24 protein-coding genes are annotated in these 25,391 nt (G+C 70.3%); 16 read left to right on the top strand and 8 right to left on the bottom strand.

All coding sequences use genetic code 11. From position 1 onward, the window contains the following. Window positions 1-28 precede the first annotated feature (28 nt). From HNR40_RS46680 to HNR40_RS46660, 5 genes are all read left to right on the top strand, one after another. Entirely contained in the window at window positions 29-703 is a 675-nt protein-coding gene (locus HNR40_RS46680) for a response regulator (protein WP_184973501.1), read from the top strand. 7 nt (window positions 704-710) lie between these two features. Beyond that, complete coding sequence (locus HNR40_RS46675; protein WP_184973499.1) at window positions 711-2,216, top strand: ATP-binding protein; 1,506 nt, start codon at window positions 711-713, stop codon at window positions 2,214-2,216. Further along, on the top strand, window positions 2,213-2,695 hold the full coding sequence (locus HNR40_RS46670) for a hypothetical protein (RefSeq protein WP_184973498.1): 483 nt from the start codon (window positions 2,213-2,215) through the stop codon (window positions 2,693-2,695). Before HNR40_RS46675 ends, HNR40_RS46670 begins: the two co-directional genes overlap by 4 nt. A 111-nt stretch (window positions 2,696-2,806) precedes the next feature. Beyond that, complete coding sequence (locus tag HNR40_RS46665) at window positions 2,807-3,100, top strand: TetR/AcrR family transcriptional regulator C-terminal domain-containing protein (protein ID WP_221341668.1); 294 nt, start codon at window positions 2,807-2,809, stop codon at window positions 3,098-3,100. A 44-nt stretch (window positions 3,101-3,144) separates the two neighbouring features. Further along, window positions 3,145-3,558 carry a hypothetical protein gene (locus HNR40_RS46660; protein WP_184973494.1) on the top strand — a complete coding sequence of 138 codons (414 nt, stop codon included), beginning with the start codon at window positions 3,145-3,147 and terminating at the stop codon, window positions 3,556-3,558. 22 nt (window positions 3,559-3,580) lie between these two features. On the opposite strand, the gene HNR40_RS46655 is transcribed toward HNR40_RS46660, so the two are convergent. Continuing rightward, window positions 3,581-3,919, bottom strand: a complete 339-nt coding sequence (locus HNR40_RS46655; RefSeq protein WP_184973492.1) for a transposase — start codon at window positions 3,917-3,919, stop codon at window positions 3,581-3,583. Between the two features lie 112 nt (window positions 3,920-4,031). Here HNR40_RS46655 and HNR40_RS46650 point away from each other — a divergent pair, with 112 nt between their 5' ends. Continuing rightward, window positions 4,032-5,372, top strand: coding sequence for a glycoside hydrolase family 1 protein (locus HNR40_RS46650; protein WP_184973490.1), 1,341 nt, complete (start codon window positions 4,032-4,034; stop codon window positions 5,370-5,372). A gap of 110 nt (window positions 5,373-5,482) precedes the next feature. Here the strand turns inward: HNR40_RS46650 and HNR40_RS46645 are convergent, their stop codons facing one another. After that, on the bottom strand, window positions 5,483-5,893 hold the full coding sequence (locus HNR40_RS46645) for a hypothetical protein (protein WP_184973488.1): 411 nt from the start codon (window positions 5,891-5,893) through the stop codon (window positions 5,483-5,485). A 187-nt stretch (window positions 5,894-6,080) separates the two neighbouring features. On the opposite strand from HNR40_RS46645, the gene HNR40_RS46640 reads away from it, so the two are divergent. From HNR40_RS46640 to HNR40_RS46630, 3 genes are all read left to right on the top strand, one after another. Then, complete coding sequence (locus HNR40_RS46640) at window positions 6,081-6,539, top strand: helix-turn-helix domain-containing protein (protein WP_184973486.1); 459 nt, start codon at window positions 6,081-6,083, stop codon at window positions 6,537-6,539. Window positions 6,540-6,624: 85 nt separating this feature from the next. After that, complete coding sequence (locus tag HNR40_RS46635) at window positions 6,625-7,131, top strand: hypothetical protein (protein ID WP_184973484.1); 507 nt, start codon at window positions 6,625-6,627, stop codon at window positions 7,129-7,131. Beyond that, window positions 7,128-8,333, top strand: a complete 1,206-nt coding sequence (locus tag HNR40_RS46630) for an MAB_1171c family putative transporter (RefSeq protein ID WP_184973482.1) — start codon at window positions 7,128-7,130, stop codon at window positions 8,331-8,333. Before HNR40_RS46635 ends, HNR40_RS46630 begins: the two co-directional genes overlap by 4 nt. A 104-nt stretch (window positions 8,334-8,437) precedes the next feature. Here the strand turns inward: HNR40_RS46630 and HNR40_RS46625 are convergent, their stop codons facing one another. Beyond that, window positions 8,438-10,699 carry a phospholipase D-like domain-containing protein gene (locus HNR40_RS46625; protein ID WP_184973480.1) on the bottom strand — a complete coding sequence of 754 codons (2,262 nt, stop codon included), beginning with the start codon at window positions 10,697-10,699 and terminating at the stop codon, window positions 8,438-8,440. 112 nt (window positions 10,700-10,811) lie between these two features. Between HNR40_RS46625 and HNR40_RS46620 the strand changes: the two genes are divergently transcribed. From HNR40_RS46620 to HNR40_RS46600, 5 genes are all read left to right on the top strand, one after another. Beyond that, window positions 10,812-11,942 (top strand): ROK family protein, encoded by a 1,131-nt coding sequence (locus HNR40_RS46620; RefSeq protein ID WP_312896786.1) that lies wholly within the window; start codon window positions 10,812-10,814, stop codon window positions 11,940-11,942. Between the two features lie 146 nt (window positions 11,943-12,088). Further along, window positions 12,089-13,270, top strand: coding sequence for a Gfo/Idh/MocA family protein (locus tag HNR40_RS46615; RefSeq protein WP_184973478.1), 1,182 nt, complete (start codon window positions 12,089-12,091; stop codon window positions 13,268-13,270). Further along, window positions 13,267-14,079, top strand: a complete 813-nt coding sequence (locus HNR40_RS46610; protein ID WP_184973476.1) for an SDR family NAD(P)-dependent oxidoreductase — start codon at window positions 13,267-13,269, stop codon at window positions 14,077-14,079. The genes HNR40_RS46615 and HNR40_RS46610 overlap by 4 nt, the downstream gene beginning before the upstream one ends. Before the next feature lie 32 nt (window positions 14,080-14,111). Further along, the gene (locus tag HNR40_RS46605) at window positions 14,112-15,182 is read left to right on the top strand and encodes a glycosyltransferase family 4 protein (protein ID WP_184973474.1); all 1,071 of its coding nucleotides are present in this window, start codon (window positions 14,112-14,114) and stop codon (window positions 15,180-15,182) included. 17 nt (window positions 15,183-15,199) lie between these two features. Beyond that, a complete protein-coding gene (locus HNR40_RS46600; protein WP_184973472.1) occupies window positions 15,200-16,147 on the top strand; it encodes a DMT family transporter in 948 nt (315 codons plus the stop codon). Here HNR40_RS46600 and HNR40_RS46595 read toward each other — a convergent pair. Next, window positions 16,106-17,257 carry an amidohydrolase family protein gene (locus HNR40_RS46595; protein ID WP_184973470.1) on the bottom strand — a complete coding sequence of 384 codons (1,152 nt, stop codon included), beginning with the start codon at window positions 17,255-17,257 and terminating at the stop codon, window positions 16,106-16,108. The genes HNR40_RS46600 and HNR40_RS46595 overlap by 42 nt on opposite strands. 62 nt (window positions 17,258-17,319) lie before the next feature. Here HNR40_RS46595 and HNR40_RS46590 point away from each other — a divergent pair, with 62 nt between their 5' ends. Continuing rightward, window positions 17,320-17,949 carry a TetR/AcrR family transcriptional regulator gene (locus tag HNR40_RS46590; protein ID WP_184973468.1) on the top strand — a complete coding sequence of 210 codons (630 nt, stop codon included), beginning with the start codon at window positions 17,320-17,322 and terminating at the stop codon, window positions 17,947-17,949. Between the two features lie 147 nt (window positions 17,950-18,096). Here HNR40_RS46590 and HNR40_RS46585 read toward each other — a convergent pair whose 3' ends face one another. After that, a complete protein-coding gene (locus HNR40_RS46585; protein ID WP_184973466.1) occupies window positions 18,097-18,252 on the bottom strand; it encodes a hypothetical protein in 156 nt (51 codons plus the stop codon). A gap of 47 nt (window positions 18,253-18,299) precedes the next feature. Here HNR40_RS46585 and pdxR point away from each other — a divergent pair, with 47 nt between their 5' ends. Further along, window positions 18,300-19,724 (top strand): MocR-like pyridoxine biosynthesis transcription factor PdxR, encoded by a 1,425-nt coding sequence (gene pdxR / locus HNR40_RS46580; protein WP_184973464.1) that lies wholly within the window; start codon window positions 18,300-18,302, stop codon window positions 19,722-19,724. Here the strand turns inward: pdxR and HNR40_RS46575 are convergent. The 3 genes from HNR40_RS46575 to HNR40_RS46565 form a co-directional block, all read right to left on the bottom strand. Further along, window positions 19,721-21,877 (bottom strand): hypothetical protein, encoded by a 2,157-nt coding sequence (locus tag HNR40_RS46575; protein ID WP_184973462.1) that lies wholly within the window; start codon window positions 21,875-21,877, stop codon window positions 19,721-19,723. The two genes, pdxR and HNR40_RS46575, sit on opposite strands and share 4 nt — an antisense overlap. 290 nt (window positions 21,878-22,167) lie before the next feature. Continuing rightward, entirely contained in the window at window positions 22,168-23,589 is a 1,422-nt protein-coding gene (locus HNR40_RS46570; RefSeq protein WP_184973460.1) for an MSCRAMM family protein, read from the bottom strand. A gap of 215 nt (window positions 23,590-23,804) precedes the next feature. Next, the gene (locus HNR40_RS46565) at window positions 23,805-25,391 is read right to left on the bottom strand and encodes an AMP-binding protein (protein WP_184973458.1); all 1,587 of its coding nucleotides are present in this window, start codon (window positions 25,389-25,391) and stop codon (window positions 23,805-23,807) included.

Below are 25,391 nucleotides of genomic sequence, written 5' to 3'. Positions count from 1 at the left end.
TACGGAGCGTGCTGTGGTACTCGGCGGCGTGTCGCGAGTGTTGTTGATCGAGGATGACCCGGCGGTCCGGGAGGGCCTTGAGCTGGCCCTGACCCGGCACGGGCATCGGGTGGGCGCGGTGGAGTCCGGCGAGCAAGGGCTGGACCGGCTGCGTTCCGACCCGCCCGACGTCGTCGTGCTCGATCTGATGTTGCCCGGCATGGACGGGTTCGAGGTCTGCCGCCGCATCCGGGCCATCGGCGAGATACCGATCATCATGCTGACGGCACGCGGCGACGACATGGACGTGGTGGCCGGGCTGGAGGCGGGCGCCGACGACTACGTGGTCAAGCCGGTGCAGCCCAGAGTGCTTGAGGCGCGCATCCGCGCGGTGCTCCGGCGGATCGGCCGGGACCAGGCGGAGCTGGAGCGGCACGGGGAGCTGACCATCGACCGGGCCGGGCTGGTGGTCACCAACCGCGGCGTGCCGGTCAGCCTCACCCCCGCCGAGCTGCGCCTGCTGCTCGAACTCTCCGGCACGCCGGGCCGCGTGCACAGCCGCCAGCAGCTGCTGGACTCGGTGTGGGAGCACGGCTACTTCGGTGACTCGCGTCTGGTGGACGCGTGCGTGCAGCGGTTGCGCGCGAAGATCGAGGACGACTCGGCGGCGCCCGTCTACGTGCAGACGGTGCGGGGGTTCGGGTACCGGTTCGGGCCGGTGTGAGCCGCCGATGACGCCTCGGCCGAGCCTGGGGCTGCGTGCCCGGCTGTTGTCCGCGTTCGCGCTGCTGTGTGTGGTCACCACGGCGGCGGTGGCCGGCGGGATCTACGTCCAGGCCCGCAACGACATCCTGCAGCGGGCCCAGGACGCCGCGCTGCAGGCGATGAAAAGCCGTCTGGAGGCGCTCTTCCCGCTGCGGACCTCGACGCCGGACCAGACCGAGCTCGGCAGGATCGGCTCCACCATGGTCGAAAGAAACAGCTCGGCGCTCGTCATCTACCAGAAGGCGTACGCGCAGGTCGGCCCGCCGGAGGGGGCACCGCCCGGCGCTCCGCCCGGCCCGCCGTGGGGCAGGGGGCCGGGCGGGAACACGCCGCCGTCCCTGGGTCCGGAGGACCTATCGCGGGGGCTCAGGGAGCAGGTGGCCAAGGGCGACATCACGTGGCAACGCGTGGTGCGGGACGGCCGGCCGTACCTGATCATCGGCGCGCCGTTGCTGATCGTCGAGCAGGGCCGGACGCGGGTGTCCGGCATCGAGGTCTACACCACGAGCAGCCTGCTTCCCGAACAGCAAAGCATCGACTGGCTCGCCACGCGTGCCTGGCTCATCGGCGGGGCGGCCATGGCGTTCGCGGTCCTGCTGGCGCTGCTGGCCACCCGCAGCGTGCTGCGCCCGGTGCGCGAGCTCGGCCGGGCGGCCCGCCTGCTCGGCGAGGGCGATTTGCGCACCAGGATCGCGGTCAGCGGCTCCGACGAGCTGGCCGACGTGGCGCGTACGTTCAACAACACGGCGGCCGAACTGGAGCAGCACGTCACGCAGCTGCGTGAGATGGAGTCCGACGCCCGCCGGTTCGTGGCCGACGTGTCCCACGAGCTGCGCACCCCGCTGGCCGCGCTCGCCGCGGTCGCCGAGATCCTCGACGAGGAGGCGGCCCGGCTGCCCGAGACCGCGGGTAAGGCGGCCAGGCTGGTCAGCCAGGAGACGCTCAACCTCACCGAGCTGGTGAACGACCTCATCGAGATCAGCAGGTTCGACTCCGGCGTCGCGGCCCTCACGCTGAACGAGGTCGACGTGGCCGAGCTGGTCCCCGCGACCCTGCGGGCCCGCGGCTGGTCGGAGCAGGTGCGCACCGACCTTCCCCGCACGGTGACGGCCCGGCTGGACCCGCGCCGGGTGGACGTCATCCTCGCGAACCTGGTCGGCAACGCCCTGCGGCACGGCGCGCCACCGGTGTCGGTGCGGCTCTCCGCCGACCCGCAGTGGATCACTCTGGAGGTACGCGACCACGGGCCGGGGCTGGACGAGGCGGTGCTGCCGCACGCGTTCGACCGGTTCTACAAGGCCAGCGCGGCCAGGACCAGATCCGAGGGCAGCGGCCTCGGCCTGGCCATCGCGCTGGAGAACGCGCGCCTGCACCGCGGCGACCTCAGCGTCACCAACGCCCCGGACGGCGGCGCCCTCTTCACGCTGCGCCTGCCGCGCCGGGCGGACGATTCGGACGGAGGCTCCGGGTGAAGGCCGGACGCGCCCGCCTCGTGCTGGCCGCGGGCCTCGTGTCGCTCGTCGCCGCGGCCGGCTGCGGCGTACGGCCCAGCGACGCCATCTCCGCCGGCGCGCCGCCGAGCGGAAGCGTCGCACCGGCCATGACGGTCACCCTCTACCTGGTCAAGAACAGCCGGCTCACCGGGGTGACGCGGCCGCGTATCCGTCCCATGTTCCTGCCGGACATCCTCGCGCAGCTGGCGGCGGGGCCCACCGCGGAGGAACGGGCACGCGGCCTCACCACCGACGTCCCGCCCGAGGCCAACCCGATCGCGGTGACCGTCAAGTCGCCCAGCCGGCTGGTGCTGAACCCGTCCATCCCGGGCAGCGAACTGTCCCCGCTGGCCGTCCAGCAGATCGTGTGCACCACCGCCGCCCTGCAGGAGAACCCTGACGAGATCTCCGTCGTCGGTTCAGGACAGAGCGTCGACCCCCGCGACTGCCCGGAGTAGCGGCCGGTCTTATCCGATCACGTCGCCGAACGTCTCCCTGAGGTGCTTGGCCGTCTCTTCGTCAGCCCGGCTCATGCGGGTGAACATGGCCTCCTCGTACGCGGCCGGCCGGTGCGCGCCCTGGGCGTGCCTCGGGGCATCTGGTTCGTCGCGGCTTCGACGCTCGTGCACTACATACTCGGCGCCGTCAGCCAGACCCACATCGGCGGCGAAGCCCCGGGCGCCGAGTCCGACGAGGACCGCGAGAAGTACCTTGAGGCGGCGTCGGCGGCGTGGCAGGAACTCGACCCCGCCGACTACCCGTTCATGCACGCCATCAGCGACCAGATGCGCGAGCACGACGATCGCGAGCAGTTCCTCACCGGAATCGCCCTGATCCTCGACGGCATCGCCAACCGCCGCTGAGGACCAAAAGCGAATCTATAAGGGCCATCCCTACCGTGGCCGTCATGGTGAATCCCCCGCACAAGATCGTGATCGTCGCCGCGGCGCTCGCCGCCGGACTCCTGTCGCTGCCGTCAGCGGCCGGCGCGGACACCGGCTCCCGCCTGATGGCCAAGAAGGGCTGCGCGGCCGACCTGCCCTCCTTCTGCCTCAGCATCGACAGCGCCGGCATCAGGTACGGCCGCTACGAGAACCACAAGGGCAACAAGTCGTGGCTGCAGTTCTGGGTATCCGGAAACGGCGAGTACGCACCCGTCCACTACCAGGCCATCCCCACGACCGGCACGGCCAGCTGGGTCGGCGTCCGGACGAGCCCGACCAAGTACAACGTCTGCTACTACCTGGAGATGAGGTTGCGCGACTTCAAGACGGACAAGAGAAGGACCTACTTCACCCCCTGCGTCCAACGCCCCAGATGACGCTCTCTCGTTTGGCGAATTTTCAGTCGTACACGCGAGATGCCGCACAGTCACGGATCGTCCTGGTCCAGTCGGCGAGGCCGGGATTGTCGGCGGTGGCCTCACAGAGGCCCTGCCACAAGTCCGCGCTGGTCCAGCGGGTGTACCAGCGGTGCGCCGTCGGCACGGTCACGCCGAACACGGGCGGCAGGTGCTGCCAGGCGCAGCCGCTGGTGATCACGTAGACGACCGCGGCCATGACCGTGCGCGCGTCGGCCGCGGCCCGGCCGCCGCCCTGCCGCCTGGGACGCGGGCCCGGCATGAGCGGACGGGCCGCCTCCCACATCGCGTCGGGGACCAGCCGGCGGGCGAGTGCCTCCATGGGCGTGATCCTTCCGCATGCCCACTGACCTGCCAAATGAGACACAAGCCCATAGGCGGAGAGGGATGGTCCAGGGCTAACGTCGGCGGCATCACGGAGGGAGATGATGACCTTGGACCCGAATCACGCCTTTCCGCAGGGCTTTCTCTGGGGGGTGGGCACCAACGGCGTACAGAACGAGGGGGCGCCGCTCGCCGACGGCGGTGGCCCGTCCATCTGGCATGCCTGGTCACGTACGCCGGGCAACGTGACGACGGGCGAGACCGTCGAGGACGGGCCCGACTTCTACCGGCACTACCGCGACGATCTGCGGCTCATACGCGGGCTCGGTTCCCACAATTTCGGGGTCAGCTGGGCTCGGGTGTTACCCGAGGGCACGGGCACCATCAACCACGCCGGACTGGACTTCTACGACCGGCTGGTCGACGAGACCCTCGCGGGCGGAATGTCCCCCATCTGCGGCATGTACACCTGGGACCACCCGCAAGCGCTCCAGGATCGCGGCGGCTGGCTCAACCGGGACATGGCGCACTGGTACGCCGACTACGCCGCTGTCCTCCATGACCGTCTGGGCGACCGTGTCACCCACTGGCTGCCGATGTGCGAAATCGTGTCCTTCACCCAGTACGCCTATTTCCTCGGCTACTACCCGCCGATGCTGGCCGACGTGTCCCAAGGCCTGATCGCCATCCACCACCAGCTCCTCGGCCAGGGACAGGCCGTCCAGGCACTCCGCGCAGGCGACGCCCAGGGCCAGATCGGCAACTGGCACCTGCTGATCCCCACCGCACCGAAATCGCCCAAGGAGCGCGACGTCGCCGCCGCCGCCCGCCTGGACGCCTTCTACAACGGGATCGTCCTCGACCCGCAACTGCTGGGCCACTACCCCGAAGTTCTCATCGACTGGTACGGCGAAGCCTGGCCCCACACGTCGATCCGCGACGGCGACCTGGAAACGATCTCGGCGCCGATCGACTTCATCGGAGTCGACTACTACGGCAGCAGCCGGGCCGTACAGGCCGCCAAACCAGGAGAACACGCACTGTCGGCCACCGACACCTTCAACGAGAACGACCCCGACGGCCTGCACACCGCGCTGATCGCCCTACGCGACACCTACGGGAAGATCCCCGTCTACCTCGTGGAGATCGGCGCCGCCCGCGCCGACCGCCTCACCGGCGGCGAGGTCCACGACCACGACCGGATCGGATACCTCCGCGACCACCTGATCGCCGCCCATCGCGCGATCCAGGACGGGATCGACCTACGCGGCGCGTTCGTCTGGGGCCTGCTCGACGGCTGGGAATTCCACGACGGCCTGTCCCTGCGCTACGGCCTCGTCCACGTGGACCATCAGACCAAGCGCAGAACCGTCAAGGCGTCCGGCCACTGGTTCCACACCGTCGCCACCACCAACGCCCTCCCCTCCCCCGGCCGCCACAACATGCCCTAGTGGCCGACGGGTCGAGGTCGGCGAGCGGGCGCCAGCCGACCATGCGGGATCAGGCGAAGGACCGGTCCGGAGCATCCCGGACGGGTCCCTCTGATGCTGTTGACGGCCGGCTATCCGGTCCACATGCAGTTGGTGAAGCCCCACCGGGTCGTGTCAACGGGCGGGAAGTGGGACGGCGCGACCCGCCAATACCCGATACTTCCCGGCGGAACCTCCATGCAGCGGTTGACATGGGTGTAGGAGCCGTCAAAGGCGACGGCGTAGCTGGTGGGGGCGATGACCGCGGAGGCGCCCCCGCAGTTCCGGTAGTACATGTGGATCATGGTGCCGTTGCCGCCCGGCTGCAGGATCGTGGTCCAGCAATTGATGTCCGCGGCCGCGGCCTTCTGTGAGCCCAGGACCTCTTGGTCCGGTGCCAGCTGGGAGGCCGCGGCGGAGGCGCTGCCCATGGGGGCGAGAAGACCGAGGCCGGCGAGGGATAACCCGGCCAGGACCATGCGGATGCGCGATCGGTGTGCCATGAAGCGACCTCCTGGGTCGGCTGCAGGGGGGGTGGGACGCGTGGCGTCGCTGAGTTGCCGCCGGCGTCCGGCGCTGCACTATAGTTGTGCGAGCGCTACAAGGGACATAACCACGTCAACACAGAACGGTCAACCATTGTGCAGCCAGGTTGATCAAGATTCACGATAGTCAAGCAGGGATGAGTGGATGGCGTCGCCAGCAGACGGCCGTAAGAGCTTCGCCGACAAGCTGAACCTTCTCTTCGAGACGGTCCGGCCGCGAGACGCGCACAGGGAATACACCAACAGCGAGGTCGCGGCCGCGACGGACGTCTCGGCCAGCTACATCGGCTACCTCCGCAAGGGCGTCAGGGACAACCCGTCGGTGGAGACGATCCAAGCGCTGGCGCGCTTCTTCGAGGTGCGCCCCAGCTATTTCGTCGACGAGGACGTCGACGACGAGCACGCCGAAGCGGTCGAGGCGCGGCTGCGGCTGGTCCAGGCCCTGAACGATCCGGGGATCAAGCGCCTGGCCATGCGCGCCATGGAGGCCGACCTGTCTCCGGCCGCCCTCGACGCGATCACCGCCATGATCGACCAGGTGCGCCAGTTGGAGGAATCGATCGCGCCCAAGCCGCCCCGTAAGCGTGACACCGGCCAGGCTTGACCGGTCGCGATCTTCGGTCAAGACTGATGCCGTGGCGGCGAGCGGAGCTCATGTTCGCGTACGAGGGCGTCGGCAGGTCGGCGAGTTGTGCCGTCAGTCGGAGGCGCTGCTCGACTCCCTAGGGTTACCCGGAACGTTCACGATCCCCGAGCTATGCGGCCGAGTCGAGGAACGCCGCGACCGCTCGATTCACCTCATCGCCCGAGAACTCCCGGTACGCGCTCCGCACGGCCTCTGGGTCGCCGGCGAACACGCCGACTACGTCTTCTTCGACAGCTCCATCGGCCCCGTCCGCCAGTACCAGATCATCGCCCATGAGCTCGGCCACATGCTGTTCGACGACGACACGGCGGCCGCGGACCCCCGCGAACTCGTGGCGATGCTGAGCCCGGAGATGGACCACTCGACGGTGCAGAAGGTCCAGCAGCGCACCACCTACGCGGAACTGGCCGAACTGCGGGCGGAGCTGTTCGGCACGGTGACGGTGCGGCGCACGCAGACCTGGTCATCGTTGTCGCAGAGCCGGTCGGCGGCCCCCGAGCAGCTCGCCCGGCTGATCGAGACGCTGGAAGGCAGTGCACCCCGGCCGTGACGCCGATCCAGGTGGCGCAGCTCGCCGTGGCGTTCGCCTGCTGGGTCATGACCGCGATCAAGATCGCGCATCTGGTTCGCCGGCCGCGCAACCGGCCCCTGGCCTTCATGTGCCTCACCCAGACGGCGATCACGCTGGCGCTGACCGTTCAGCCGATCGCCCCGCGACTCGACCTGGCCCTGGGCGTCCTCGGCCTGAGCCGGGCGCTGGGGAACTGCCTCACGCTGGTCGCGGTCGCGGCGGGACACGCGCTGATCATCCTTCTCACCGCGCAGGACGAGCCCGCGCTCCGGCAGGTTCGCCGCGACCTGACGCTCGCGGCGGCCTCCGTCGCCGCCATCGCGGCCGTGTTCCCGCTGGCGCCGGCGCCGTACGACCTCGCCGATGACTACGTACGCAGCATCGCGTACTACACCGCCACCCCCACCCCTTCCGAAGCCCCGCACACCGTGCTCTACCTGATCTGCCTCGGCTGGTGGGTGGTGCAGCTCGCGATCGCCGCCATCCGCTATGCCCGGATCGTCTCCCGCCCGCTCCTGGCCGTCGGCACCCGGCTGATCGCCGTGGGAGTGCTCGTCGGGCTGGGCTACATCGCGGCCAAACTCGCGGCGATGATCGCCGCGAGCGTGGGCGCGTCCACCGTCCTGCTCGACCAGGTCGTTCTGTTGCTGTATGTCGTCGCGATCCTGGCGGTGCTCGTCGGTGGCACCGTTCCCGCCTGGGGCCCGAGAGTCGGCCTGGACCGCCTGCTCGACAGCCTCCTCGCCCGCCGCGACTGCCGGCGCCTCAGACCGCTCTGGCAGATCATGTACGACGCGGTGCCACAGATCGCCCTGTGCCCCCGCCCGGTCGAACCCCGGCTCCGGCGCATCCGGCTGACCGTCGAGATCCTCGATGGTTACGTCCTGCTCAGCCCATGGATGTCCGCCCGAACCGAGCAGCGGGTACGCCGGCATCCCTCCGGGCAGCTCGACCCGGAGGCCGACGTCGCCGCCCAGATGCTCGCGCTCGCCATCTCCCTCAGACGCGCGGGCCGGCCACCGGTGGACGACCCCGCCGCGATCCGGAGCTTCGTCGACCCGGCACCCGCGCACGACCAGGCGAACGCCGCGGCGCAGGTCCAGTGGCTGGCCCGGATCGCGCGCGCGATGCGCCGGCACCCGATCACCACCGAGACACTCCCCGATCCCACCTATCGCTGATCCCGGCATCGGGTCGTCGACGACTCGGCGCAGCAGATGATCGTCCTGGATCGGAAGGTGGCCTTCGTACCATCGCGGGCCATCTGCCCAGGCCGGTGTGGTGGTCAGAAAGCGGTGTTGGTGAAGCCGGTTCTGGCCACGATGTCCGCGTAGCCGTTGACGTTGAAGTCCTCGGTGTAGAAGTAGGTGAAGCCGCCCGGCCCGGCGCTGACCGCGGTGGCGAACTGGTTGCCGACCGTGTTCGGGTTCATGCGCTCGGCCGGGAAGCGTCCGGTCGCCGAGCCGTCGGCGTTGAAGCCCTTGGCGTAGACCTCGTGCGTGCGGGACTGGTTCCAGATGTCGGTCTCGGTCCAGCCGACGACGAAGCCGCCGGACGGGTCCGCGGCGATCGACGGCGTTCCCTGCACGGCGCAGGTGTTCAGGTGGCAGAGCGGCGGGTACTCCAGGTTGCCGTCAGCCTGGTCGCCGAGGGTGTAGCGGCCGTTCTTCACCGGCCTCTCGGCGAACCGGCCGGCCAGCGACGGGGTGAATCCACGTGTGCGCACCCGCCAGATGCCGTCGAGGTTGTCGCTCCAGGCCACCACGCTGTTTCCGGACGAGGCGGTCGCGACCGCGGGGGCGAGGTGCTGGCCCGCGTTGTTGGTGTTGATCTGGGTACGGCCCGCCACGACCGTCCCGGTCACCCCGAGGCGCTTGCCGTACACGTGAGGGGCCTGTTGCCAGACCACAGTGGCGACGCCGGAGGCGTCCACGGCGACGTCGGGCCGGTTGCCGGCGCCGACTTCAACCGGGCCCCAGAGCCGGGTGAGGGAGGAGGAGTATCCGGCGGCGCGGACGGTCGAGGTGGGGCCGTCCTCCCAGACCACGGTGAACGCTCCGGCGCCGGTGACCGCGATCCGGGGCCGTGTCTGGTCACCGCGCCATTCCGGCTGGTTGACCCAGATCGGGGCGCCGAGCTGGCCGGTGACGGAGAGCTTGCGGACGGCGATGTTGTGCTCGGCGCGGCAGTCGCCGTCCTCGGCCCAGGCGATGTAGGCGTTGCCGCCGTCGTCGACTCCGGCCGAGGGCTGGATGTGGTTCCAGCCGGTGGCGCAGCCGGCGCCGCCCATGTCGACGCGGATCGGGGCGGTGACGGGCCGGCCGTACCGGAAGATTCTCGCGACGACCTGAGCGCCGCTCTCCCAGGTGAGGGCGGTGTAGCCGTTGCGTTCTGCGGAGGCTCTGGGGGTGCGCTCGTCGGCCGGGTCGTTGGCGGCCATCTGCAGGGCGGCGTTGGGGTAGACGGCGGGCACGAGCTTGATCGCCTGCTCGTACAGCAGATCCATGTTGGCGTCGTAGGCGGTGTAGGTCGCGGCGTCGTCGACCTTGACGATGGAGTCGTCGGCCGTGGTCAGCGAGCCCATGTTGATGTTGTGCGAGCCGGTGTAGACGTGCTTCCTGCCCAGCGCGTCCTCGGTCAGCATGATCTTGGAGTGGATGGTGTCCACGTCGCAGGTCGAGACGGGCTCGTGGCAGCCGCCGGGACGGAAGGTGTGGACGACGAGGCCGTCCTTGGCGAGCTCCTTGGCCACGTCCGTCGTCTGGTTGCCCTCGGGCACGAAGATCTGGATCGAGCAGCCCTGCTTCTTGCGATCGACCAGCGCGGTTCTGACCGCGACGCGATCGAGCGCGAACTGGGAGTGCGCCAGCCGGATCGAACCCGGGCACTCGACCGCGTTGATCGCCGCCGCCAGCGGGTCGTCGGCACGCGGCGTCATCCAGACGGTGACCCTGCCGCTGTCGGAGGTGAAGGAGCCCGACCAGGTGTGGATCTGCTGCGACCACAGCTTGTCGAAGACTGCGCGATATCCGGCCGCCAGCCCGGCGTCGCCGGTACTGACCAGCATGTTCTGATGGGCGCCGAACTTGCCGTCGAGGTTCTGCGAGCTCTGCGCCACCACGTCGGTCCGGCCGTCCAGCAACCGGCTGAAGACGGCGAACTTGTGGTGCATGACATCCTTGGCGGTGCTGTTGCAGGCGTCCGCGCACAACACCACGTGGCCCTGGCCGAGCTCGGTGGCCAGCTGGTCGAGAAGCGGGTCGTGCCCGGTCTTCTCCGCCACCACCCGGACGTCCACGCCGCGCCGCGCGGCCTGGACGAGCTTGTCCTTGATGACGGCCCGTGCGAGCACGAACGTGGCCAGCCGGAGGGTGGAGCCCGGCGCCGCCTGGTCGATCAGCTCGTTGAGCTTGGTCTCCAGCGAGGCGTCGGTGGCGCCGGTGAGGCTCGGGGCGGTGAAATACGCCTCGAGCTGCGGGGTGGCTGCCGCCTGAGCCGGTACGGCCAGGCCGAGCAGCATGACTAAGCTGGCAAGAATCTTGAGCATGTGACCTCTCCCGCGGGATGACGTGCCGAAGATGCCGTTCCCGGCGCTGATCCCCGAAATCGCATTTATAGTGGACTCCACAATTAATAACCGTCAAGAGGGGATCAACGCAGTGACCCTCGCTGTCAGCGGTGGCGACCTCCAGCGACTGCGGCGGCTCAACGCCCTCGCGGTCGTCTCCGCCCTGCGCACGGCCGGACCGCTCCCGCTCACCCGGCTCGCCGGGCACACCGAGCTGGCCAGGGCGACGATCAAGGAAGTGGTCCGCGACCTCGTCGCCATGGGCTGGGTCGCCGAGATGGATCCGAGCACCGGCGGCGGCAAGGGCCGTCCAGCCCGCCGCTACCGCTTCCGTGCCGAGAACGGCCGGGTGCTCGGCCTCGACATAGGGGCGCACAAGGTCCTGGCGGCCGTCGGCGATCTCGACGGCGAGGTCCTGCACGTGTCCCGCGAGTCGATCACCCCTAAGCACAGCAGGCGGGAGCGCCTGGCCGCGGTCGACCGGGCCGTCGACGCGTGCCTGGCCGCCACCGGCACCGCGCCGGCCGACGTCTGGATCACCACCGCCGGCAGCACCGGCTACGTCGACAACGAGGGCAACGTCGTCGTCTCCCGCGCCATCCACGACTGGTCCGGCGTGCCCCTGGCCGAGCACCTGACCGGCCGGGTGGCCGGTGAGGTCCTGGTCGACAACGACAGCCGCCTCGCCGCGCTCGCGGAATGCCGCCGCGGGTCGGCCCGCGACGCGCGCAACATCGTCTACCTGCACATCGGGCGCCGGGCCGGCGCGGCCATCATCCTGGACGGCGTCCCGCTGCGCGGCTCCACCGGCGCCGCCGGCGAGATCGGCCTCCACCCGCTCTTCCACCTGGCCGACTCCAGCGACGTGCTGACCTCGGGAAACTCGGGACAGGCCGTCTTCGACGCGGCCCGGCGCGGTGACGCCGCCGCGCTCAACGCGGTGCTGCGTTACGTCAAGGTGCTCGCCCTGGCCACCGCCGCCATGGCGCTGACCGTCGACCCCCAGGTGATCGTCATCGGCGGCGGGTTCTCCCGCTCGGCCGACGTCCTGATGCCGCCGCTCCGCGCCGAGCTGGAGACGATGTGCCTGCGCACGCCCGAGCTGCGCGCCTCGACGCTGGGGGACGAATGCGTGGCCATCGGGGCCGTCTGCCTCGGCGTGGAGCATCTCAACCAGCGGTTCTTCAACCCGGAGAACGGGCCGGTGGCACCCCTTCGCTAATTGTGGACTCCATCATATTTGGTGGCGGAGACAGCGTACTCGTGCTCGAACTCGCTTCAAGTCTTGTCTTTTCAATCATCATTAGGCATCTTGATCGCAACGGAACCACGCCTTGACGACTCAACGTATGGAGAGGCCGACAGAGCATGGACGATCTCCGCATTGCCGCCATCGGGCTGGGACAGAGGCGCAGCCTCGCCGTCGCCGCCCACCGCGAGTCAGGCCGCGGATCGCGTATCACCGCCGTCTGCGACCTGGATGAGACCACCCTCCGCGCGGAGGCCGACTTCTTCGGCGCGAACGCCGCCGAGACCGACTACCGCCGCCTGCTGGACCGCGACGACGTCGACGCGGTGCTGGTGGCGACCCCCGACCACACCCATGCCCAGGTGGCGATCGACGCGCTGAGCGCGGGCAAGGCCGTCTACCTGGAGAAACCGATGGCGACGACGGTGGCGGACGCCGACGCCGTGCTGCGCGCCGCCAGGGAGTCGGGCTCCCGGTTGTACGTGGGGCACAACATGCGGCACATGGAGGTGGTACGCCTGATGCGCCGGCTCGTCCAGGAGGGCCGGATCGGCACCCCGAAAGCGGTGTGGATCCGGCATTTCGTGGGCCACGGCGGCGACTACTTCTTCAAGGACTGGCACGCCGAACGGTCCAAGGTGAACAGCCTGCTGCTGCAGAAGGCCTGCCACGACCTCGACGCCATGCACTGGATCGTCGGCGGCCACACCGAGGAGGTGCAGGCGCTGGGCGGGCTGACCGTCTACGGCGACCTGCCCCGGCGCGCGGCGGGAGTGCCGAAGGCGGACAACTGGCTGAGCCTGGAACACTGGCCGCCGTCGAGCCAGCGTGACCTCAACCCGGTGATCGACGTGGAGGATCTGGCGCTGCTGAACCTGCGTCTGGGCAACGGGGTGCTGGCCGCGTACCAGCAATGTCACTACACCCCCGACTACTGGCGCTCCTTCACGGTGATCGGCGACGCCGGGCGGCTGGAGAACTTCGGTGACGAGCCGGGCGGCACGATCCGGGTCTGGAACTCGAGCCGGCGCGGCTACGACCCGGCCGGGGACGCGGAGTTCCACATTCCGGGGCCGGTCGGCGGGCATGGCGGGGCGGACGAGAAGGTGGTCGAGGAGTTCGTCCGGTTCGTGCGTGAGGGCGGGCGCACGGACACCTCGCCGGTGGACGCGCGTACGGCGGTGGCCGCCGGTGACCTGGCCACCCGCTCGTTACGGAACGGCGGCGCCGTCCTGCGGGTTCCCGAACTGGAGGCGTCGCTGCGCGCCTACTTCGACAACGGACAGGTGGAGGCGGCATGAGCGGGCGGCACGACCGATTCGATCTGAGCGGAAGGGCGGCGCTGGTGACCGGCGCGGCCGGGGGCGTCGGGCGGGTGACGGCCCGGCGGCTTGCGGCGTCGGGCGCGGCGGTGGCCGTCACCGACGTCGACGAGAGCGGCGCGATCGACCTGGCCAAGGAGATCACCGCAGACGGCGGCCGGGCGATCGGTCTCCGGCTGGACGTCACGAGCGCCGAGAGCGTGTCGGCGGGATTCGCCACGGCCGTGGAGCAACTGGGCGGCCCGGTGGACGTGCTGGTGAACAACGCCATCGTGGCCTGTCCGGTGCCGCCCCGCTTCCACGAGGCGCCGGAGCGGCTCTGGGACACCGACCTCGACGTGATCGTCAAGGGTGCGGTGCGCTGCGTACAGACGGCACTGCCCGCGATGATGGCTCGTGGCGACGGCGTGATCGTGAACGTCGTCTCGGTGAACGCCTTCGCCTTCTTCGGCCACCCCTCCTACAGCGCGGCCAAGGCGGCGATCGTCTCGCTGACACGCTCGCTGGCCGTGGAGTACGGCGGGCACGGCATCCGGGTGAACGCGATCAGCCCGGGAACCATCCGCACCCCGGCGTGGGACGAGCAGATCGCCAAGAACCCCGCCACCTTCGAGGCGCTCAAACAGTGGTACCCGCTGGGACGGGTCGGGGAGCCGGAGGACGTCGCGACGTCGATCTGCTTCCTGGCCTCCGACAGCGCGGCCTGGATCACCGGGTCGGTCCTGACGGTCGACGGCGGGCTCACCGCGGGCAACGCCCTCATGGCCCGTTCCGTCGAAGGCAGCTGACCCCCCTACCCGACAGGAAAGGACACGAACGCATGCGTGTCATGCATCTGGTGCAGTGCGGCCCCACCACCGGTGGAACGGTCAGCCACGTCGCCACCCAGGTGACCCACCAGATCGCCCGCGGACTGAAGGTCGGCGTGGTGGCCGGGAGCGACGGCGTGCTGACCGGGCACTGCCGGGAGGCGGGGGCCGACGTCTTCGTCGACCCGACCCTGCTCCCGGTGCCGGCCGCGGGAGAGCCCGGCGACCCCGCCGCCCTCCTCGCCGTCGGGTCCGCCTGGCGGCCGGACCTGGTCCACGCCCACCTGATGCACGCCGGCTTCCGCGGCGCTGAGCTTTCCAGGGCGATCGGGGCGCCGTTGCTGTACACGCAGCACATGTACAACCCGGTGGACCCGTTTCTCCAGGCCGCCCTGGCCATGGACATGGACTTCCCGGTCATCGCGGTCGCCGAGTTCGCCCAGCGGGTGATCGGCAAGTTCCTCGGCGACGCGGGCCGCGTCCACTACGTGCCGAACGGCGTCGACGTCCCGGCCCCGGCGGGCTTCCGGCTGGAGCCGGGCGCGGGGCCGCGGGTGTTGTACTGCGGACGCCTGTCGCCGGAGAAGGGCGCGGACGTCGCCGTTCTCGCGTTCGAGCTGATGCTCGGCCAGGTGCCCGGCGCGGAGCTGCACCTCGTGGGGACGGGCCCCGACGAGACGCTGCTCCGCAGGCTGGTGTCCGCTCTCGGGATCGCCGAGCACGTGCGTTTCCACGGCAGCGTGTCGGGCGCGCTGACCGCCGACATCGGCGCGGACGTGCTCCTGGCCTCCTCCCGCGGCGACGCGGCCAGCCTCGTCGTCCTGGAGGCGATGGCCTCGGGCATCCCGATCGTGTCCACGACGGTGGGCGGCATCCCGGAGCTGGTCAGGCACGAGGTCGACGGCCTGCTCGTCGCGCCGGACAACCCGCACGCGCTGGCACGGGCCGCGCTGAACGTCCTGGCACGCGAGGACCGCGGCGCCGCCATGGCCGACCGCGCCCGCGACCGGCACCGGGAGCTGTTCATGGCCGGCCGCATGGTGGAACGCACCTGCGCCGTCTACGAAACCGTCACCCGGTGAGCGGTGGCAGAGGGCGCTTGATCTGGCAGTCCGCCGCGCTGGTCATCCTGCTGGCCTCAACCTGGCTGGTCGTGGAGGCGTCCCTGCGCGACGCGAGCACCGCGATCGTGTCGGCGGGCCGCACGGCGTTCACCGTGCTGGGTCTGCTGGCGCTCACCTGGTGGACGCCTGCCCCCGCGTCGCCCGCCGCCCCGGCCGCGCGCTATCGGTGGTGGCAGATCGGGCTGCTGGCGTTGACGGGCGTGACCGCGTACACGGTGCTCTCGACCGTCGCGATCAGCCTCGCCGGACCGGCGCTGCCCGCGCTGACCCTCTCCCTGACCCCGGCCGTGGTGCTGATCGCCGAGAGCGTCATGCTGCGCACCCGGCCCTCACCACGCACGATCGCCGGAACGGTGATCGCCGTCGGCGGCGCCGTGCTCTACACGGTTCCGCGGCTGGCGGGGACGCTCGGCGACGACGTGGCGCTCGGGGCGCTGGTCGCGCTCGGGGCGATGTTCTCCATGGCCTTCTACGGTCTCTACTTCAGCCGGACGAACCGGGGTTACCAGGGGGCGATGGCGCCTCGCATCCTGCCGATCTTCGCGGTCGGGACGGTGCCGCTGGCCGCGTGGGCGGCCACGGACGTCGCGGGCGGCGAGCGGGTCAGCTGGACGGTGCTGGGCATGCTCGTCGTCCTGGGCATCGTCATCTACGTGCCCGTTTACCTCCTTCAACATCGCATCCTGCTGACCGGGGGGCCGTCCTACTCCGCTCTGCTGGGCCTTGCCGTACCGCCGCTGGTGGGGATCAGCTCGGCGCTGTCGCACCTGGCCGGGGCGCCGACGTCGCTGCAGGTCGCCGGCATGGGGCTGACGCTGGCCGGGATGGCACTCGTGATCCGGAGCAAGCTCGCGCGGGACAAGAGTCACCGGCGTGAGAGGTTAGGGGGTGACGATCGCACGCCCGCCGGCCATCACGAGTAGAGGGAACTCTAGGTTCTTCACGCCGCCGTGCCCCTTGCGGATGTCACCGGCGGCGGCGATGAGATCGGCGGGCGCGCCGGGTGCCAGGGTGCCGAGCGGAGACAGCCCCAGGTGCTCCCCGGCGAGCGAGGTGGCGGCGGCCAGCGCCTGCTCCAGGGTGAGCCCGGCGTGCGTCATCAGGCTGAGCTCCTGGGAGTCGAACCCGTGCGGGATCTCGGGGTGGGCCATGTCGGTGCCGTAGAGCAGCCTGCCGCCGAGGGAGACGAACGTCTTGGCGTTCTTCATCGCGCCCTGGGTCCGGGACTGGGTGTCGAGGGTGCCGATCATGCGTACACCCTGCCGGACGGCCTGCTTGAGCAGGTCGGCCGGCAGCGGATCGGCCGGGCTGTGCGCCCATTCGTCCACGCCCGCCGCCAGCGCGAGGCGGGCCCCGCGGTGCTCGCCGATGTGCGCGCTCACCTTCCGTCCGCGCCGGTGCGCCTCGCGCACCACGGCGAGCACCGTCTCCGGCGACGGCATCGGCCACGGTGGCGGCGTCGAGGCGTGCTCGCCGCCCCACGGCGCCCCGGACTCCCCTCCGGGCTCCAGCGCGATCTTGATCACGGCCGCTCCCCGGTCGACGAGCTCGGACACGGTACGGCGAGCCGAGTCCGCCCCGGTGACCACGGCGGCCAGCCCCGTCCCCCACGTGGGGATCGGATAGCCGCCAGGCGCGGTGACGAGCGGCCCGGACCCCAGGTAGCGCAGCCGCCCGGGTCCTTGCGGGCCGCCCCGCACCTGGCCGCCGAGGTCGCGGATCGTGGTCACCCCGTGGCGCAGGATCCGGTCGAAGGGCACGTGGTTGTGGGTGGCGTGCACGTGCAGGTCGATCATCCCCGGCGCGATGGTCGCCGCCCCCAGGACGAACCTGCGGGCCGAGGACCCGCCCACCGCCCGCGCCGGGCCGGCCCGCACGACCTTGCCATCCTTGACGAGCACCGCGGCGTCCTCGACGAAGCGCCGCCCGTCGAACATGAGGTCGGCGGTGACCAGGACCTCCTTCTCTGCGACGAAGGCCGTGCCCGACACGGCGACCAGGGCGCCCAGCTTGATGCTTTCGCGTCTGTTCATCTCACCTCATTTTTGTAGTGCTCCTACAAGAATGTTTTTGTAGTGGTGCTACAGTCAAGCGGGTGGGAGAAAGATCACAGCGGACGGACGGCCGCACCGCACGGGCGCAGGCGACAAGGGCGCGCGTCGTCGCGGCGGCGGCCGGCCTGTTCACCGGCACCGGCTACACTCTCACGAGCATCGGCGCGATCGCCGCGGCGGCCGGAGTGAGCGAGCAGACCATCTACTACTCCTTCGGCACCAAGAAGGCCGTCCTCGCCGCCGCGCTCGACCGCGCCGTCGCCGGTGACGACCAGCCGATCCCCACGCTGGAGCGTCCGTGGGCGCGGGAGGCGGTCGCCGACCCCGACCCGCGCGGCCAGCTACGCCGCCAGGCCGCCGGGGCGGGTGACATCTACCTGCGCGCCGCGCCTCTGCTCGACGTCGTACGCAGCGCGGCGCCCACCGACCCCGACCTGAGTGAGCTCTGGGCGGCCAACCTGAGGCAGCGCCTGGCCGTGCAGCAGGTCTTCGCCCGCGCCCTGGCGGGCAAGACTCCGCTGCGCGACGGCATGAAGCCGGAGATCGCCGCCGACATCGCGCTCACGATCCTGTCCCCCGAGACCTACACGCTGCTGGTCACGGAACGCCGGTGGACTCACGCCGCCTGGCAGGCATGGGCGGAAACCGCCCTCACCAGGATGCTCCTGTGACCCGGGGGCCTCAGTCGGGACCCGCGACCAGCAGAACGACCATCATGCCCGCGATCGCCAGAAAGACGAGCACGGCCAGGGCGGTGAGGACCCGCTGCCACCAGGGTGGCCGGCCGCCGACTGCCATCTGCCCTCCCCGAGAAGCGATCAGCGGCTCGTCGGGCGGGCCAGGCGTCTGGCCCAGCGGGCGATGCCCCACAACCGGTCGCCGTCTGATCGGTCCGGTACCGCCTCCGGCGCTGCGGGGACGGCCTGGCCGAGGTAATACTCCGTGAGCCCGATGGCTGTGGCGAGGTGCCTCATGCCTTCGACGCTAGATGGCATCTGGCCCAGGGTTATAGTCCAGAACCATGGCAGTTCAGTGGTCCAGATCGGGGTTGGATCTTCATCTTCAGACGAGCACGGGTGAAGGGCTGAGAGCCGGGCTCGAAGTCGCGCTGCGTGACGCCGTCCGCAGTGGGCGGCTTCCACCGGGGACGCGGCTGCCTTCGTCGCGGACGCTCGCGAGCGACCTCGGGGTCTCGCGCGGCACCGTCACCCAGGCCCTGGACCAGCTGGTCGCCGAGGGGTACCTGGAGTCGAAGCCGCGCTCCGGCCTGCGGGTGGCGCCGCAGCCCGCCCCGCCGGTCGAGACTCCACGCCCGTCGCACGCGACGCTGCCGGCCGTACCGGGGATCGATCTCAGGTCGGGTTTTCCCGACCTCGCGGTGTTCCCGCGACGTCAGTGGCTCGCGGCCACGCGGCACATCCTGCGGACCGCGCCCAACACCGCGTTCGGCTACCGGGATCGGAGCGGCGCGGTCGAGCTGCGGCAGGCGCTGGCCGAATACCTCGGCCGGGCGCGTGGAGTCGCCGCCGCTCCCGCGCACATCGTGGTGTGCGCCGGGTACGCGCACGCGCTGCGGCTGGTGTGCCAGGTCCTGCGCCACCACGCCGGCGCCGGGAGCGTGATCGTCTTCGAGGATCCCACCGAGCCGGACTATCCCGAACTCGTCGAGCAGCTGGGACACCGGGCGCGGCGCCTACCGGTCGACGATGACGGGCTGATCGTCGACCGGCTCACCGACGAATCGGCCGTCGTCGTCACGCCCGCCCACCAGTACCCGCTGGGAGTCACATTGAGCCCGGCCCGGCGGGTCGAGCTCGTCTCCTGGGCCAGGCGGTCCGGCGGGTTCATCGTGGAGGACGACTACGACGGCGAGTTCCGCTACGACCGCCGCCCGGTCGGCGCGCTCCAGGGCATGGCAAGCGACCGGGTCATCTACGTGGGCACCACCAGCAAGACCATCGCCCCCGGCCTGCGCCTCGCCTGGCTCGTCCTGCCCGGCGGCCTGGTCACCCCGCTGCAGGAGGCGACCCGCTGGGACGAGTCCTACGTCAACGTGATCGACCAGCTCGTCCTCACCCGGCTCATCCAGACCGGCGAACTCGACCGGCACATCCGCCACTGCCGGACCCGCTACCGCCGCCGGCGCGATCTTCTCGGCCAGGCCGTCACCGAGCGCCTGCCGTACGCGCGGCTGTCGGGCATCGCCGCCGGTCTGCACGCCGTGCTCCAGCTCCCCGACCAGGCCGGATCCGAGGCTTCCCTGCTCGGCCACCTTGAGCGCCGCGGCGTCCACGTCGAGGGCCTGTCGCCCTTCTACCACCAGCGGCAGAACGCCCCGCCCGCCATCGTCATCGGCTACGCCACCCCCGCCGAGCACACCTTCCGCCACGCTCTCGGCACCCTCGTCGACGCGCTCCGCGAACGCATGCCCACCGCCCCCGGCTAGCGCTTCATCAGCCGGTTGTCGGTGCGGGTCAGCACGCAGGTGGCGTAGCGCACCCTGCTCTTGTCGGCGAAGACCCGTTTGAGAGGACGGATGTAGTTGATGCTGTAGCCGATGCCGTACTTGACGTCGGATCGCGCGTCGGCCAGCCGTTCGCAGGCCACTCTCGCCTTCGCGACGAGCGCGTTCAGACCCGGCCATTTCTTGCCTTTGCCGTACAACACCGGATAGCCGATGATCTTGCCCCAGTGGGGCTGCGAGCAGGGAAGGACGGACACCGAGATCATCGTGTCGAAGCTCCGTTCGGTACGCACGCACGTGCCCACGGGCGCGTTGTCCCGGATCTTGGCCGCGTACAGGCTCATCACGGTCGTCACGCGGCCCGGCACCGGCCCACGGGGCTCGGTCGCGCGGCCGGCGGCCATCAGGCTGTCGTCCATGCTCACCGCCACACAGGTGGCGTAGTTCTGGTACACCTCCCCGCCCTCGTTCCAGGACGCCCGGACGGGGATGACGTAGTCGAAGTCATGGCTTTCGGCGAGCTTCTGGTGTTCGAGCATCCGGCCGCAGTGGAATCCCGCCAACGCGGTGACCTGGTCGTCGCCGGGGTAGCGCGAAGGAGCACGGGCCAGGCGGACATAGCCCAGGACCTCCCCCCAATGCGGCTCGTCGCACGACACGGTGGGAACACTCGACTTGTCCTCGCTGTCGTCCCAGCCCTCCTCGGTGGCGAGGCAGGTCCCGGCCGGGGCGTTGTCACTCATGCGTTCGGCGAACAACGTCGCGGGCTTCGGTCCTGCGGGGGTCGTCGGGGTGCTGGGCGGCATGGTGGCGGTGTTCGTCGTACCGAGGCGTACGGGGGCCGGCGTCGGGCCCACGCCGTACATCCAGCCGATGGCCAGGACCACCGCCACCGCGAAGGTGCCGATCACCCCTGATCTTAGCGCGCGGGCCGACAGGCCTTGCGTGGGCGGGGTACGCGGATCCGCGCGCCAGACCAGCGGCCTCTGGTTCTCCACCTGGGCGAGCATCTCCGCCAGGGCGCCCGATCCGGCTCCGCCACCGGCTTGGACGAGCAGCCGCCGGAGCACGTCTCTGACCGCGTCGGTCCGTCCGGCCGCCAGCTGTCGCCTGGCGTCTTCGCCGACGTTGTCCAGCGTTTCGACGAGCTTGTCCAGGTCGGTCAGGCTTTTCGTGATGAGCTGCCGCGTGGTGTCGTCGTCGGCGATGCTCAGCGCCAGGTTGAGCCATTCGCGGGCGGCTGCGTCATCCAGCAGCGCGGACGCGCTGACCAGCTCGCGGGCGCAGTCGTTGATCATGTTGGCGGCTTCGGCGTGTGCTCCGGCGGCGCGACGGTTCTGGCCGCGCGGGAAGAGACCGTCCAGCCGGCGCAGGAGGGGCAGGACCGTGTCTCTCACCCCGGCCACCTTCGCGGCCGGATCGCCGGGCCGGTCGAGCTGGGACCGCACGGTCTGGAACAGCGGCTCCGAGACGCTCTTCAGCGCGTCGTCGAGCACATGGGACGGCACCGGCCACGACCGGGCGATCGCGGCCAGCCGCGCCGGGTCCTCCGCCGAGCCGGCCAGCTCCACCAGCGGCTTCACCAGGAAGGCAGGAAGCTCGGAGCGCAGCGGCTCGAGCGCGGAGGCGTCGAGGGAGTCCAGTTCGTGGACGCGGTGCCGTACATGATCCCAAAGGTCGGCGCGGCCCAGCACCGACGACCAGGCGCGCGCGGCCGTGTTCCACAGGTCGGCGAGCTCGCGCCGCCCGGCCCCGTCCGGCGCGGTCAGCCGCGCCTCCCGGTCGAGCGCGGCACTGTGCGCCCGGACGGCGACGTCGTGATCCTTGTGCAGCGAACGCGCGCACGAGCAGGTGGCCTTCGGCGAGTCCCATAGCCAGAACAGCTCGTGCACCAGCCGCCGCGGGGCGTCGCCGATCCGGTCGAAAGCGTCCCGCACCTCGTCCGCGTCGAGGTCGGCGCCCATGCCCGCCGACCGCGCCGCGCTGATCCACTGCTGCCGCCCGCGGACGACCGCGGCGTCGGCCTCGGTCTCCAGCCCGGTGACGCGGAAGGCGTTGCGTTGGTACATCTCGCGGCCCGCGATCGCCCCGAGTTCGGCCACGACCACGGCGTTGTGTTCGTCAGGTCCAGACATGTCGTCTCCACGTGGATCGACGGATGAAGGCCACGTGTGTCAATAAAGCTCGAAACATCGCACGATAGGTCGGTTAAATGACAAATGCCAGGATGCGATGACTTCGTCGGCATTCTCCGGTAATTCAGCAGCCGCCAAATTCCGCGAACCCTTATGGCGCGAGGCCGCGTGGCTCCCTCAGGATTCACCGTCCGTTCCGGGACCCGTCCCCGCCCGGCCGATCGGGACGTTCCCGGCACAACGCAGTACGGCTCCCGCCTTCCCCGGCGGGAGCCGTACTGGAGGGAAGGTCAGGACGGGGACGGGAGGGTGATGTCGAGCGTGCGGTCGCGGCCCCGGGTGACGCGGACCGGGTCGGCCTTCTCGAAGGTCGCGGCGTCCTCGTGCCAGCGGTAGCCGTGGCCGGCCGCCCAGAGCTTGATCTTCATGTGCTGGCTCGCCAGCCCGCGCAGGGTGTAGGCGCCGGCGTGGCCGTACTCGGCCGGGCCCGCGACATCGCCGGTGCGCGCGTTGTAGCTCCACAGGTCGAGGAATCCGGAGTAGACGGTGCCGTCCTTGTTCAGCGTGCGGCCGGTCAGGGTGCCGCCGCTCCTCAGCGCGGCGTTCGCGGTCGCGGCCTGGCCGGACGTGACCTTGACCGGGTCAGCCGAGCGCCGGTCGGCGGCGCCGCCCGACCATTCCCAGGCGTAGTACTTGGGATAGAGCGTGGCCGTGTACTGGATCGGCCACGCGTACGGGCCCAGCCCGTTGAGCACGAACGTGCCCTCGGGAGTGGTGCACGATGCTCCGCCGACGCCGCTCTGTCCCGTGCGGATGGGGAGGATGGTCGCGCACGCGTTGCCGTACCTGATGGGCTCGCCCGTATCGGCGTCGGTGATGGTGCCGGTGACGGACCCGGCCGGGTCCAGCCGGATCTGGCTCGCCGGTGTGGCCGCTCCGACCACCGCCCTGAGTTGCTGAGCGCGGTACTGGCTGCCGGTGCCGCCAGAGGGTCCGACCCACTGGATGCCGTGGCCCCAGCCCGGCACGGCGAGCAAGGAGTAGGTGCCGCTGTCGAGCTGGCCCACGACCACCTTGCCGTCGGCGGCGCTCCGGTACTTGCAGTCCTCGTAGCGGACGTCACCGAAGTAACGAGGCAGGGCGATGACGCACACGCCCTGAACCGGGCTTCCCGTCGCCCGATCGCGCACCACCGTGGTGATCGCCGCCGACGGGGTCAGGCGGATCTCGACGTCGGTGGTCTGGCCGAGGACGGTGGTGACACGCTGGGACACCGAACGGTGCAGCCCGTCGGGGGCGTTCACGTCGACGTCGTGCTCGCCACCGGGAAGGCCGGTGAAGGTGAACAGCCCGCCCGCCTGGTCGCACTTCTTGTCGATGTGGACGGCGGCGCAGGCCGCGCTCACCGGCCGTCCCGACCTCGCGTCGACGAGCTTGACGTTCAGCACCGCACCGGGCAGCAGCGTCTCGTCCACCACGGTGGTGGCCCCCGCCGTGACGGTGAAGACGGCGCCGTCCTCATAGGTGACCTTCTGGGGTACCCATTGATAGCGGTTGTTGTAGTTGATCTGGAGCTTGTAGATGCCCGGGCGGACGTTCGGATGGGTGTAGGTGCCGTCGAGCTCGGTGAAGACCTCGCCCAGACCGATGCCGGTCGCGGCGTCCGTCAGAGCCACCCAGGCGAACCGGGCGGGCTCCCCTTCGGCTGTCATGATCTTGCCGCTGATTGCTCCCGTGTCATCAGCGGCGTGGGCGGGCTGGGCTGACGTCCAGATGGATAAGAGGAGGATGGAGATAGCGGCCAGAACCTTGCGCATCATGCCCCCTGGCATTCGGCGTCTATGCGTTCAAGGTTCTTATATCCCGATAAAACCGAATTGTCAGCAATAACCGATGCGCGCATACGCAAAAGCCCACGCCTTCACGTTCAGAGTCCGAGCAGGCGCACGCCCTCCTCACGCATTTCGACCTTGCGGATCTTGCCGGTGACCGTCATCGGGAATCCGTCGACGACGTGGACGTAACGCGGGATCTTGTAGTGGGCGAGCTTTCCCGCGCAGAACTCCCTGACGGCCTCGGCGGTCAAGGGGGCGGCGCCCTGGCGGACGACGATCCAGGCCATGAGCTCCTCGCCGTACTTCGTGTCGGGCACGCCGACCACCTGCACGTCGGTGATGTCGGGGTGGCGGTAGAGGAACTCCTCGACCTCGCGCGGGTAGATGTTCTCGCCGCCGCGGATGACCATGTCCTTGATCCGGCCGACCACGTTCACGTAGCCGTCGGCGTCCATGGTGGCCAGGTCGCCGGTGTGCATCCAGCGGGCGGCGTCGATCGCCTCGGACGTCTTCGAGGGCTCGTTCCAGTAGCCGAGCATCACCGAGTAGCCGCGGGTGCACAGCTCGCCGGGTTCGCCGCGTGGCACGGTCAGCCCGGTCTCCGGATGCGTGATCTTGACCTCGACGTGCGGCATCACCTGGCCGACGGTCTCGGTGCGGCGCTCCAGGCTGTCGTCGGACCTGGTCATGGTGGAGACGGGCGAGGTCTCGGTCATGCCGTAGCAGATGGCGACCTCGGCCATGTTCATCTCGGTGACGACGCGCTTCATCACCTCGACGGGGCAGGGCGAGCCCGCCATGATGCCGGTGCGCAGGCTGGTCAGGTCGAACCGGGCGGCGATCTCCAGTTCGGCGATGAACATGGTCGGCACGCCGTACAGGGAAGTGCATCGTTCTTCCTGTACGGCCCGCAGCGTCAACTCGGGGTCGAAGCCGGGCGCCGGGATGACCACGCACGCGCCGTGGGAGGTGGCGCCGAGGTTGCCCATGACCATGCCGAAGCAGTGGTAGAAGGGCACGGGCAGGCAGATCCGGTCATCCTCGGTGTAGCCGAGTCCCTCGCCGACGAAGAAGCCGTTGTTGAGGATGTTGTGGTGCGAGAGCGTGGCGCCCTTGGGGAAGCCGGTCGTGCCGGAGGTGTACTGGATGTTGATCGCGTCGTCCGGGCTCAGCGACGCCATGCGCTCGCGCAGCCGCTCCTCGGGGACGGTCAGCTCCAGCAGCCGGTCCCAGCCGGGCTCGCCGAGGTAGACGACGTCGGCGAACCCGATCTCCTCGACCATCGCGCGGTAGTCGCTGCCCTTGTGCGTGAGCGCGCTGATGAGCAGGCGCAGTCCCGACTGCCTGACGACGTGGTCGAGCTCGTGGCCTCGGTAGGCGGGGTTGACGTTGACCAGGATCGCGCCGATCTTCGCGGTGGCGTACTGGACGATCACCCATTCGGCGCAGTTGGGCGCCCAGATGCCGATCCGGTCGCCCTTGGCGATGCCGGAGGCCAGGAGGGCGCGGGCCAGCCGGTTCACGGCGGCGTCCAGCTCGGCGTAGGTCCAGCGGCGGCCCGTGGGCACCTCCACCAAGGCTTCGCGGCCACCGAAGCGGGCCACCGTACGCTCGAAGTTGCCGCCGATGGTCTCGCCCAGCAGCGGGGCCGGCGCGACCGCGCTCGAGTAGGACTGCAT

The sequence above is a fragment of the Nonomuraea endophytica genome (genome assembly GCF_014203235.1).
GTDB classification, from domain to species: domain Bacteria; phylum Actinomycetota; class Actinomycetes; order Streptosporangiales; family Streptosporangiaceae; genus Nonomuraea; species Nonomuraea endophytica.
This window is presented reverse-complemented; position numbering and strand designations above follow the sequence as displayed.